Below are 11959 nucleotides of genomic sequence, written 5' to 3'. Positions count from 1 at the left end.
TTCACCCCCGAATTCACCCGACGGCATGAGGGGGTGTGAGTGCAGTCACGCTGTCGTGATGTACTGCGGCCCGTGGATCAGACATCGCTAGGCTAATTCCGGCACGGGGGAGGCTCTAGGAGGTTTACGTGGTACCGGTCAATGCGGCCGCGGCGCGCCCGCGCTTGTTCTCCATGCTCGACGAGTCCCGACTGACCGTCCTGTGGGGGCCGGCGGGATACGGGAAGGCCACTCTCGTCGAGGCGTGGCTCGCGGCCCGTCCGGGTCGTCCCGCGATCCGGAGAGCGTCGCCGGAGCCCGAGATCGCCGCCGACCAGTACTGGTCGGAGACGGTCCGTGCGGTGCGTGCAGATACCGATGTGCTCGTCCTGTACCGCCCCGATCAGCTGAGCGACGCCGGCATCTGGGAGCGATTGCTCGCGATCCACGAAGACCACCCCGGATTGAGCATTGTGGTCACCCTTCGAGACGGTGGTCTCGTGGAAGCGGTGCGCTTCGCCGATCCGAACGTGACGGTCGTCACCCCGGCGGAGTTGGAGTTCACCGAAGCCGAGGTCGGCGACCTGCTCGAGCGCGGCGGAACATCGACGTCGGATCGGACCGCGCGGGACGTGCACCGGATCACCGGGGGTCATCCCGACCTCGTCTCGCTCGCCGAGCGTGTCCTCCGAGTCTTCGGCAGCGATGCGGACCTGGAGCGGGAGCGCGCGTTCCTGGCAGTACAGACGCAGATCGACGCGTACGTCGAGCGGGTCCTGCTCTCGCCTCCGAGAGTCGCTGCCGCGGCGCGAACGATCGCGATGGTCCGTCGGCCTTCTCCCGGTGCGCTGGAGGTGCTGGGTGTCGACGACGCAGCCGGCACCCTCGGCGACCTCGAACGTGCCGGCCTGTTGCAGCGCATGCCGGCCGCGCCCGACCCGTACTGGGTGTGGCCGGCCGCGCTCCGCAGATCGGTGGTGCGCATCGTGGTGCGGGACGAGGACGTGCCGTTGCGTGCGGCCTCGGCGAAGCTCGCGCGATGGTTCGCGGACAACGGCGACCCCGTCGAAGCCCTCCGGTACGCGACCGACAGTCGAGACTGGATACTGCTGAGCGAGATCCTCACTGTCGACTGGCCCACCATCGTCACCACCGGCATGGGCACACTCGTCCGCGCGTTGAGTGCACTTCCCGAAGCTGTGGTGCGCTCGGATCCGGCCCTGTCGTACGCCCGCTTGCTGGTGGACGGTCTCGGGTTGACGGGGCGTGGTGGTCGCATGCGGCCGGTGCCGGACATCTCGGTCGTCGAGATCGCCGAGCAGGATTCTGCGGTGCGGGCACTCCTGACGGGAGCGCTGCGATTGTGTGTGATGCGCTGGAATGGTGATTACGACGCGGCGGTCCGCGACCGCGACGTGCTGGTGAACCTGGCGATGTGTGCCGGTGACGGTTTCGGCGAGCTGGATCGACGCGGGCTTGCCTCGATCTGGATGCATCTGGGGCTGGTCAGTCAACTCCGGGGTGACCACGCGCAGACCGTCGAGCTGCTCACCCGGGCCGTCGACACAGGTTCGGACGATCTCGGCAACTTCGCAGCACGGCAGGCCGCGGGACAGTTGGCGCTGCACCACGCAGTGCTCGGCGAGCCCGGGCGGGCCTCGTCCTGGTTGAGGCGGGAAGCGCGGTTCGGCGATCGGGCGGGCTCGCTCGCGCCGGTGATCGAGCTCCCTGCGATCGCGGCGCGGGCACTGGAGCGGCTCGATTGCCTGGACATCGGGGCGGCCGAGGCAGCCCTCGCCGACCTGGACGATTCGGACGAGTTCAGTGAGAACTGGGCGTTCGTGGCGTACGCCAGCAGTCAGCTCGACCTGATGCGGGGGCGGCCCGAGGTCGGACTCGACCGTCTGCGCCGGGACCGCGACCGGTTCCGGCGCTGGCTCGGCCCGGGGGCATTCGCCGGCCCCCTGTTGGGTGCGGCGTCGATGGATCTTCGGACTGCGTTGGGGGAAGCCGCGCAGGTGCTCGAGCGGGCAGGCCGGGTCCGCGGTCCGATGCACCCGATGGTCAGGCTGTCCGTGGCGAGAGCGGCCCTGCTCGCGGCGAACCCGACGAGCGCGCGCAAACACTGCTCTGCTCTGACCGGCCACGACGTCGTCTACACGCGGGTCCGCCTCGAGGCGCTGCTGATCGAGGCGACGGCCGCCTACGGCATGGGTGACCACCCCGCGGCCCGCATCGCGTGGAACCGGGCGGTCGCGCTGTCGGAGGACAGTGGGTTGGTGCGGCCACTGCTGATCGTTCCACCGGAGATTCGAGACGCGCTGGAGGTGCACGGGAGTGTGCCCCCGCTCGAGGAGATACTCGCCTCCCGGGTTGACGGACCGTACCCGCACCCGTCGCCGGCAGTGACGTTGACCGAACGGGAGGCCGCCGTGCTCACCGGAATCGCCGGCGGCGACACCGTCGCGAGTGTCGCCGCATCGATGTTCGTCTCGGTGAATACCGTCAAGACCCAGTTGCAGAGCTTGTACCGCAAACTCGGTGTGCACTCACGCGCCGATGCGGTCGCGGCTGCACGCACGCAGGGACTGATCTGACGCTGTCAGTCCCTGCACACACCGCGTCTGAATCCACTTCAGGCGAGTGGATTGCCGGTCGAGATTGCGCGTAGGAACCGGTCGAACAGGGGCTGCTCGGCGATCAGGTTCCACGGCCAGGGAAGCTGCGCCCGTGGGGCCGACGCGGCCGGTGGGGTGCTCATGGGTGGCGCCGTGGTCGTAGGGGGTGCGGTCGAGACCGGGGGTGCCGTCGTGGTGGTAACGGGCGGTGCCGTCGTAGTCACCGGTGGCGCCGTCGTGGTGGCCACCGGGGGTGCCGTCGTGACCGGAGGTGCTTCCGTGGTGGTCGCGGGCGGTGCCGTCGTGGCCGGGGGTGCTTCTGTGGTGGCCACTGGTGGTGCTGTCGTGACCGGGGGCGCCGTGGTCGTCGGTTTCGGTGTGGTCGGCGTCGGGCTGGCGGTGCCGGTGGTGGCCGCGGGCAGATTGCCCTTGACTGTGGTCTCGATGAGGTCGTGCGCGAGGTCGATGTGCACGGCGTTGTCCGCGGACAGCCCGTCGTCGACGAACCAGCTCGCGTCCGCCTCGATGTGCGGACCGGTGACCCCCACCCGGCCCTTGCCGTAATCGGTGACGAGGGCGGCAACCTGACCTCCGCGATACGTGGCCAGAACGCTTGCGCCGTGGCCTGGTTCGAGGTCGAATGCGGGCGGATCCTGGAAATAGGTCGTCTTCTCCTGCCCGCGCCACAGGATCGTCGAACGATGCGCTGCGGTGTCCCAGACGCTGGCTCCCTGCTTGGCGCTGTACTGCGAGGTGTCGCCCGGTAGCAGGTCGAATCCTGGCGTCGCGCCGGCGAGGTAGCCGCCGACGCAAAACCCGAGGTAGTTGCCGCCGCCTGCGATCCAGTCGCGGATCAGCCCCGCATAGGGCTTCATCGCCTTCCACGCCTTGCTCAGGCTCGGTCCCCCCGGTTGGGCGAACACCGCTGCCCGCGAGAGGGTTTCCGCGGTGATCGGCGTGTCATCGGGGCCGACGTATTCAACCCGAAACTTCGACGGTGACGTCCGCAGCACGGCCGCAACGGATTCCGCGGTTCCCGGCACTGAGGCCGGGCCTCGGTAGACCAGGGCCAGGGGTCCGGTGGCTGCGGCTGCGGCAGTCGCGGTGAGTGCGACCGGCCCGACGATCAGTGCCACTGCGGTGGCGACGACAAGGAGAAGCCGCCGATACTGGGGCACCACACCTCACTCCGTCTGTCCTGCGCGATTCTCGTCCGGGTGCCGCCGAGAACGTGCGGCGGCGTTGACATTACAGATGGCCACGCCGGTGGTGCAGTGGTGGCCCGAAGCCGACCTACAGGCCGTTGACGGTGGATTCGATGAGGTCGTGCCCGAGGTCGGGGTGTACCGCGCCGGTCGGATCCAATCCGTCGTCGGTGAACCAGCTCGCATCTGCCTCGACGTGCGGTCCCGTCACCCCCACCCGGCCGTTGCCGTACCTAGTGGTCAGAGCCGCCACCTGCCCACCGCGGTACGTCGCGAGGACCGCCGCGCCGCTTCCCGGATTCAGTTGGAACACTGGGCCGTCCTGGAAGTACAGCGCCTGGGGGACGCCGCGCCAGTTCACGGTGATGCGGGACGGTGCGGCGGTGGTGACGCTCGCGTCGGAGGCTGAAATGTACCGCCAGGTGTCACCCGGCAGCAGGTTTAAGCCGGGGGTGGCGCCAGCCAGATAGCCGCCCACGCAGAAGCCGAGATATTTTCCGCCACCGGCGATCCAGGACCTGAGTGTGTCGGCGTACGGCCGCATGGCTTGCCATGCGGTGCTCAGACTCGGACCGCCGGGCTGCGCGTACACGGTCGCTGTGGCGAGTACCGCCGGGCTGATCTCGAGCCTTTCTCCCGGCCCGACGTAGGCCGTCCGGAATCGGCTCGGGGAGCTCTGCAACAGCGCGGCCACCGACTCGGGGCACCCGGGTACGGACGCCGGTCCGCGGTAGACCAGTGCCAGCGGCCGGGTGGTCGCTGCGGCGGCTACAGTGGGCGCACCGACCGCAACCGCCAATGTTGCTGCCCCGATCAGGAATCCGCGCCGATCGATCACAGGTGACCTCCTCGCGTCGACCCCCGTGCTGACCGACGCTACCTGCCGCGGTGTGGCAGACGCGACATTTCGGGGAAACCGTCGCTCATCCGAGCCGTGCCGCGAACCTTCCCACCCGGTCGATCAGTCGCTCGAAGAACGCATGTGGGTCCGCCCCGACCGCCACTTCCGCATTCGGCTCGCGGCCCCACATTCCACGCCAGTCCGCGACCGTGCAGCCCCGGGTGAGCGTGCCGACCAGTTCGACGTCGACGGTCGCCGGCCGCGTCTGTGCCAGGGTCGGGTCCAGGGCCAGCGCGGCCGCGAACGGATCGTGCATGTGTGCGAGGAAGCCCTCACCCTGGTCGCGGTGGAACTCGAGATAGAAGCGGATCGCGTCGGACAGGTGCCGGATCACCGGATTGTCTGCGAGCGACCGGGTTCCGGGCGGATCGGTCTCGGTGATCAGTTCGTCGGGGGTACTGCCGGCAACTTCGGCGAGCCGTCGCAGGTGCTCGGGCCGCATCTCGATCGTCTCGGTCACGTCCAACGGGCAGATCACCGGGAGGCGGTCGGGCGGCGCGACGGAGAATGCGTCGAAGACCTCCTGTGCCGCCTCCGGATCGACTGAGATGTTCCATTCGGACTTGGGTGTCGTATTGCCGGGATGGTGAAAAGCGCCGCCCATCACGACGAGTCGGCGCAGCAGCGTCGGGAGTGCGGGTTCGATCCGGAGCGCGAGGGCGAGGTTGGTCAGCGGCCCGGTGACCAGTCCGGTGACCTCACCGGGACGGGATCGGGCGACGTCGACCCAGGCCTGCGCCGAACTCCGTTCCGACACCGTCCGATCCGAAGCGGGCAACTGCGCGTAGCCGATGCCCTGCGGTCCGTGCGTGTCCTCGGTGGTGCGCAGCGGATCGGTCAACGGCACCGGCGACCCGAGGGTGACTTCGATGTCCGGCCGCCCACACAGGTCCAGCCAGGCGAGGTTGTTCGCGGCGACCTGCGCGGCAGGCACGTTGCCGGCCGTGCTCGCGACGGTGAGGATCTCCGCCTCGGGACTGGCCAGCAGGTAGAGCAGTGCGAGCGAGTCGTCGATGCCGGTGTCGACGTCGAGGATCAGCGGCACGGTGGTGGCGGGCACTGTTGTCTCGGGCACTGTCCCATTGTCGCAGCACGAGTTGACCGTGACCGCCGCTGCCGAGAGGATCGGGGGGATGCCGCCCGGGAACTCTCGGGTGGTTCGACGACCGGACCGACGCGGAATGCGCAGGACGACCGGGACCGTGCGAGACGACTCTTCGACAGGCAGGCGCCGTGTCCAGCGGGCAGGCCGGATCGCCGCGGTCGCGCTGACCGCCGCCGTCGCGGTGGTGCCCACGGCGACGGCCGTCGCCTCGGTGCCCACCGGTGGCGCGACTGCAGCGGCGCAGGGCACGCTGACGTCGTCGCGGCCGTTGCCGGCGGGATGGGGTGGGGCCGACCGCGCCTGGTACGTCGAATACGTCACCGACGGTCCCACGGGGGCGCCGGCGAACACCAGCGGTGCGGTGCTGCTGCCCGCCGGGACGGCGCCGGCCGGGGGCTGGCCGGTGATCGCCTGGGACCACGGAACGAGTGGGCTCGGCCGCGACTGCGGGCCGACGTCGAAGCCGAATGCCGGTCCGGACGAGGAGATCACGCGGACCCTGCTGGGCCGCGGGTATGCCGTGGTGGTGCCCGACTACGTCGGACTCGGAGCCAATGCGCAGAGCCCGCACCCGTACCTGCAGACCCGCACGGAGGCCGCCGCGACCGTCGACCTGATGCGAGCCGCCCGCTCCGTGACCGGCGACCTCGCGCCCCGCTGGGCCGTCGCCGGGGTGTCCCAGGGCGGGCACGCGGCGCTGGCCACCGGAAACATGGCCACCAAGCGTGCCCCGGAGCTCGACTTCCGTGGCACCGCGGCACTCGCGCCCGCCACGAACATCGAGAAGGCGTTCACGCTCGTCGGACCCTACGTCCCCGAGGTCCCCGGGCTCGAGGGCATCACCGCGCAGTTCGCCGCCGCGGTCGGTGGTTTGCGCTCGGCGCAACCGGATTTCGACGTCAACTCGTACCTGACACCCGCCGGCGTCGCATTGGTCGACCGGCTCCAGACGTTGTGCGAACCGGACTGGGCGACCGCGGCCAAGGGGCTCTCGCTCGGTTCGCTGGTCCGCAAGCCGCTGCTCGACCCGGAGTTCGCGCGGCGGTTGAACGACTACATGGCGGTGCCGGTGTCCGGCTACGACCGGCCGATCCTCGTCACACACGGCTATGTCGACACCACCGTGCCGATCCCGCTGACTGCGGCGTTGCTCGCCGAGTTCCAGGCGGCCGGAACGCAGTACCGGTTCGAGACCTACCAGACCGATCACCCAGGCGTGGTCGACGCCTCGTGGCCGGTGGTCCTGCCGTACCTGTCCGGGATCCTCGCCTAGGTCGGCGGGGGACCGGATCGCTCACATCCAGTGCGGCGCATCGGATCCCCAGTCGTGCGCCGGGTACGGATACTGCGCGTAGCCGGGCAGCGGCGGGCGCGCGGATATGACGGCGCCGTGGGTGACGGTGGTGCCCGGTCCCGGCGTACGCGGAGTCGCGGGATCGTCCACCCGTCCCGGCGCGTCGAGCAGCCAGCGGGCGGTCCGGGCGAGTGCCACCGACACCGTTCGGCTGCGTCCGTCCGCGGCCCGCAACGCCAGCGCGTCCACCAGTCCGGCGGCAAGCAGGTACCCGCTGGCGTGGTCGAGCGCCTGCACGGGCAGCGCGCCCGGATGCACCCCGCCCTCGACGAGGGATATCCCGGAGGCCGCCTGCACGAGACTGTCGAACCCGCGCCGGTGCGCCCACGGACCGTCGGTGCCCCACGCGCTGACCGAACCGTGCACGAGGCCGTCCGTCGCCGCGGTGAGCCCGAACCTGTCCAGGGAGCCCGGCCGGTATCCCGTGATCAGCACGTCCGTGGTCGCGAGCAGCGAGCGCATCGCGTCGGCGCCGTCGGCGGTAGCGAAGTCGAGGAGCGTCGACCGTTTGCCCTGACCGGTATCGCGGTGCTGCCAGTCGATTTCGTGCAGCTGCGGCGGGTCGACGCGCAGCACCTGCGCGCCGAGCAGCGCCAGCGCGCGGGCCGCGACCGGTCCGGCGAGCACCCGCGTCAGGTCCAGCACCCGCAGACCGGCCAGCGGTCGCGCCGGATCGGTCCGCAACTGCATGGTGTGGGCGACCGGTGCCGCCGCGCTCGCGTCCATCCGGACGATCGGACCCGCGCCCGACGCGACGCCCTGCGGATGTCGGGCCCACTCGGTCTCGGTGCGCACCCGCGCCGCGACGGCGCCGGCCTCGGCTGCCCGGTCCTCCACCTCCTGCGCCGGCAGCACGCCGATGCGGGCGGACAGGACGCCCGCATCGGCGTCCTCGGCGAGGTCCAGTGCGCTCAGCAGTCGGAGGCGGTGGTGCGGGTAGTTCGCGTGCGTGCGCACCCAACCGTCCGAGGCGGCGAAAAAGCCCGACATCGGCGCGAAGCCTGGCACAGGTTCGCCGTCGATGCGCATCATCCGGTCGCCGGCGAACGAGGCCGCGACCCGCTCGGGATCCAGGGCCGCGCGGTGCGGGGTCATCCCGCGCGCGAGGAGCAGGCGGTCGACGGCGGAGACCAGTGCACCGACGGACCCGAGCGCGAGTGCGGCGGTGGGCAATCGGGACGAGAGGTAGCCGTCACCGGGTGGGAAGGCCACCCGACTCGGATCGCGCGGCAGGCCGCAACCGTTCTCGTAGTCGGTGACGAGTTGCTCCGCGGACGCCATCCCTGGACGGTATACCCGCCGTTAGCATGAGCGGATGATTGCAGACGCCACACGGACACTCGGACGGCAGGCTGTTACCGCGCTGACCGCCTTCGCCGCGGTGTCGGTGATCCACCTGGCGGCCCAACTTGTCGACGCCGACGGCGTGGCGAACGTGACCCAGTGGTTCCTGATGCCGCTGCTCGCCGGGTTCCTGGCGCTGGCGACCGCGACGCCGCGCACCCGGCTGGTCCGGCTGACGTTGCTGGCGCTCGGGTTGTCCTGGCTCGGCGACACCGCACCGGACCTGGCAGACGGCGACACCGCGTTCCTGGTGATGATCGGGTTCTTCCTGCTCGCGCAGTTGGCCTACATCGCCGCGTTCTGGCCGTACCGGGCCGCGAGCGTGCTGCGGCGGCCCGCGGCGGCGGGCTACGTCGCCGTGATCGTCGCACTGGTGGCCGCCTGCGCCCCGGGGGCGGGAACCCTGCTCGCGCCCGCGCTGGTCTACGGGTTCTGCCTCGGCACCATGGCGGTGCTCAGCACGGCGCTGGGTCGCGTCGCGGCCGTCGGCGGCGCGCTCTTCCTGCTGTCCGACTCGATGATCGCCCTCGGGGCCTTCGCGGACTGGTTCCATCCGCCGGTCGAGGGGTTCTGGGTGATGCTCACCTACATCGCCGGTCAGGTGCTGATCGTGCTCGGGGTGCTGGCCGTCGTACGGTCGACGGCCGGCACTCCCGAGACGGCGACTACATCTTCCGCACGGTGATCTCGAAGCCCGCGTCGCGTAGCCGCTCGGCCAGCCGGTCGCCGATCGCCGTCGCGGGGGTGAGCACCCCCGCCGCGTCGGGCAGCGCGCCGCGGTCCAGCGCCAATGCCAGCGCCGACTCGCCGAGCATCACCGCGGTCGCCGCGTAGCCCGGGTCGCCCTTGGCCCGGATGCGCGAGGTGTAGCGGGCGCCGGTGGTCGTGGTGGTGTACACGTCGGTGGTGAAATGCCCGGCGTTGCGGGTCTTCTCGCTCGGGCCCTCGCCGGGCTTGGGCAGCACCCGGTCGAGCAGGTAGCGGGTCGGGGGAAACGCCAGGCCGGCCATCAACGCGCCCAGCCCGCCCGCGACACCCAGCGCGAGCACCGGGGACAGCGCCGACTGGCCCACGCTCATCACCTCGCGGTAGCGGAAGGTGCGGCCGTAGGCCCAGTTCCGCAGCGCATTGCTGCGTCGCACGACGCGGGTGTTCGTGGAGCCCATCACGAACGGCGCCGTGCGGCCCTTCAGCCCGGGTGCGATGTCCGAACCCTTGAGCATCTCGACATCCGACTGGCGGCCCAGGTGGGGTTCCGCAGCCAGGTCGGGGCTCAGTGAGTACGGCCCGGCGGCGATCTTGCGGGCTCGCTTGTCGGAGGTCACGGTGTCGACGAGGCCGCGCATCGAGTCGATCGTGCCGCCGCTGACTCCGCCGCGCAGCGAGCTGACCACCAGGGTGGTGTCGGTGAGCTCGCCCGCGCCGTCGGCGGCGACCTGCTCGTAGAGCACGTGCACGCCGAGATCCGAAGGGATGGAGTCGAATCCGCACGAGTGCACGATCCTGGCGCCCGACCCGACGGCGGTGTCGTGGAAACTGTCGATGGACTCGCGACCGAAGAGCACCTCCCCGGACAGGTCCGTGTAGTCGGTGCCCTCCTCGGCGCACGCCCGAACCAGGTCGATGCCGTACTTCGCGTACGGGCCCACCGTCGTGATCACCACGTGGGTGGCCTTGGCCAGGGCGGTCAGCGACGCCGGGTCGTCGGCGGACGCGACCAGGATCGGCCAGCCGTCGGCGCCGGGCAGCGACTCCCGGATCCGCTCGAGCCGGTCGCGGGAGCGGCCGGCCAGCCCGATCCGTGTGCCCTGCGGGGCGTGCCGGGCGAGGTAGTCGGCCGTCAGTCTGCCGACGAAACCGGTGGCGCCGTAGACGACGACGTCGAGGTCACGAGTGCGGGTCATGGGGACAACCCTAGGTGTCACCATGGGTCACGTCATCCCCCTGTGTCACCAGGGCGACGGCTGGAAGTCCTTGAGGAAGCAGCCGTACAGGTCCACGCCCGCCTCGCCCTGCACGATCGGGTCGTACACCCGGGCCGCCCCGTCCACCAGGTCCAGCGGCGCGTGGAACCCCTCGTCCGCCAGCCGCAGCTTGGTGTAGTGCGGGCGCTCGTCGGTGATCCAGCCGGTGTCGACCGCGGTCATCAGGATGCCGTCCTGCTCGAGCATCTCCTTGGCGCTGGTGCGGGTGAGCATGTTCAGCGCGGCCTTGGCCATGTTGGTGTGCGGGTGCCCCGGACCCTTGTACGCCCGCGAGAACTGACCCTCCATCGCGGAGACGTTCACCACGTACTTGCGCCGCGCGGACGAGGCGGCCATCGCCGGGCGTAGCCGGTCCACCAGGATGAACGGCGCGACCGAGTTGCACAGCTGCACCTCGAGCAGCTCGATCGGATCCACCTCGCCGACCGTCTGCACCCAGCTGTTGGTGTGTGCGATATCCGGCACGAGTCCGCCGGCGTCGATCGCGATGCCCTGCGAGATGCGTTCGGGCGTAGCCGAACCCGCGACCAGTGCGAGCTCGGTCACCTGATGCACGATCGACTGCGACGCCATCGGCAGCGAGCTGGCCAGCGACGCGGGGTGTGCATCGCTGGTCTTGCCGAAGGTCACCACGTCCGGCAGTTCGCCCGCGGGCAGCGGACCGGACTCCGCCTCGACCAGTGCCGAGTAGGAGCCGGCCGACCGGCGGACGGTCTGCGCGGCGTTGTTGATCAGGATGTCGAGCGGGCCCTGCGCCGCGACCGAGTCGGCGAGCGAGACCACCTGCGCGGGGTCGCGCAGGTCGATGCCGACCACCCGCAGACGGTGGATCCAGTCGGCGCTGTCCTCCATCGCCTTGAAGCGGCGGATGGCGTCGTTCGGGAAGCGGGTGGTGACCGTCAGGTGCGCGCCGTCGCGCAGCAGGCGCAGCGCGATGTACATGCCGATCTTCGCGCGGCCGCCGGTGAGCAGCGCGCGGCGGCCGGTCAGGTCGGTGCTGGCGTCACGCTTGGCGTGACTGCTCGCCGCGCACTCGGGGCACAGCTGGTGGTAGAAGGAATCGACCACCGTGTAGCGCTGCTTGCAGATGTAGCAGGGGCGCGGGCGGATCAGGGTGCCCGCGCTCGAGCCGACGGTCGGCGAGGAGATCAGCACACCCGCGGTCTCGTCGTCGATGCGCTCGGGGGAGCCGGTGGCGGTCGCGGCAACCACCTCGCGGTCCGCGTTGGAGATGGCGTCACGGGCGGCGATCCGCCGTCGGCGCTTGAGCTGCTTGAACATCTTGCCGCTGGCGCGCTGCAGGGCCTGCGAATCGGGATGATCGGCGTCCAGGTCGCCGGCCTCAGAGAGGACGCGGATGCAGGTTTCCAGGTCGGCGGGATCGATACCTGTCATTGCTTGTGCCATGGGGTTGGTAGCTCAGTTCTGATCTCGTCGTGCTGGTCGGGACGAATTCTACCGAATTCGC

General features: G+C 70.5%; 9 protein-coding genes. 3 read left to right on the top strand and 6 right to left on the bottom strand.

All coding sequences use genetic code 11. The features are described from left to right. The first annotated feature begins 128 nt into the window (after positions 1-128). Positions 129-2576, top strand: a complete 2448-nt coding sequence (locus tag FK531_RS15310) for a LuxR C-terminal-related transcriptional regulator (protein WP_142100739.1) — start codon at positions 129-131, stop codon at positions 2574-2576. A gap of 38 nt (positions 2577-2614) precedes the next feature. On the opposite strand, the gene FK531_RS22545 is transcribed toward FK531_RS15310, so the two are convergent. The 3 genes from FK531_RS22545 to FK531_RS15295 all read right to left on the bottom strand — a co-directional run bounded on the left by FK531_RS22545 (position 2615) and on the right by FK531_RS15295 (position 5778). After that, the gene (locus FK531_RS22545) at positions 2615-3778 is read right to left on the bottom strand and encodes a BPL-N domain-containing protein (protein ID WP_246098179.1); all 1164 of its coding nucleotides are present in this window, start codon (positions 3776-3778) and stop codon (positions 2615-2617) included. Positions 3779-3890: 112 nt separating this feature from the next. Then, complete coding sequence (locus FK531_RS15300) at positions 3891-4640, bottom strand: BPL-N domain-containing protein (protein ID WP_246098178.1); 750 nt, start codon at positions 4638-4640, stop codon at positions 3891-3893. Between the two features lie 85 nt (positions 4641-4725). Further along, positions 4726-5778 carry a nucleoside hydrolase gene (locus FK531_RS15295; RefSeq protein ID WP_246098177.1) on the bottom strand — a complete coding sequence of 351 codons (1053 nt, stop codon included), beginning with the start codon at positions 5776-5778 and terminating at the stop codon, positions 4726-4728. A 127-nt stretch (positions 5779-5905) separates the two neighbouring features. On the opposite strand from FK531_RS15295, the gene FK531_RS15290 reads away from it, so the two are divergent. Continuing rightward, positions 5906-7081, top strand: coding sequence for a lipase family protein (locus FK531_RS15290; protein WP_181762977.1), 1176 nt, complete (start codon positions 5906-5908; stop codon positions 7079-7081). Positions 7082-7102: 21 nt separating this feature from the next. Here the strand turns inward: FK531_RS15290 and FK531_RS15285 are convergent, their stop codons facing one another. Then, positions 7103-8443, bottom strand: coding sequence for a CoA transferase (locus tag FK531_RS15285; protein ID WP_142100735.1), 1341 nt, complete (start codon positions 8441-8443; stop codon positions 7103-7105). Positions 8444-8477: 34 nt separating this feature from the next. Here FK531_RS15285 and FK531_RS15280 point away from each other — a divergent pair, with 34 nt between their 5' ends. Beyond that, a complete protein-coding gene (locus FK531_RS15280) occupies positions 8478-9191 on the top strand; it encodes a lysoplasmalogenase (RefSeq protein WP_142100733.1) in 714 nt (237 codons plus the stop codon). On the opposite strand, the gene FK531_RS15275 is transcribed toward FK531_RS15280, so the two are convergent. After that, positions 9172-10410, bottom strand: coding sequence for a saccharopine dehydrogenase family protein (locus FK531_RS15275; protein WP_142100731.1), 1239 nt, complete (start codon positions 10408-10410; stop codon positions 9172-9174). The genes FK531_RS15280 and FK531_RS15275 overlap by 20 nt on opposite strands. 45 nt (positions 10411-10455) lie before the next feature. Next, the gene (locus tag FK531_RS15270) at positions 10456-11898 is read right to left on the bottom strand and encodes an SDR family NAD(P)-dependent oxidoreductase (protein WP_142100729.1); all 1443 of its coding nucleotides are present in this window, start codon (positions 11896-11898) and stop codon (positions 10456-10458) included. Positions 11899-11959 lie beyond the last annotated feature (61 nt).

Origin of the sequence: Rhodococcus spelaei, from assembly GCF_006704125.1 — a bacterium.
Taxonomy (GTDB): Bacteria; Actinomycetota; Actinomycetes; order Mycobacteriales; family Mycobacteriaceae; genus Rhodococcus_G; species Rhodococcus_G spelaei.
The sequence above is the reverse complement of the archived record's forward strand: the minus strand, read 5'-3'. Positions and strand labels throughout refer to the sequence as shown.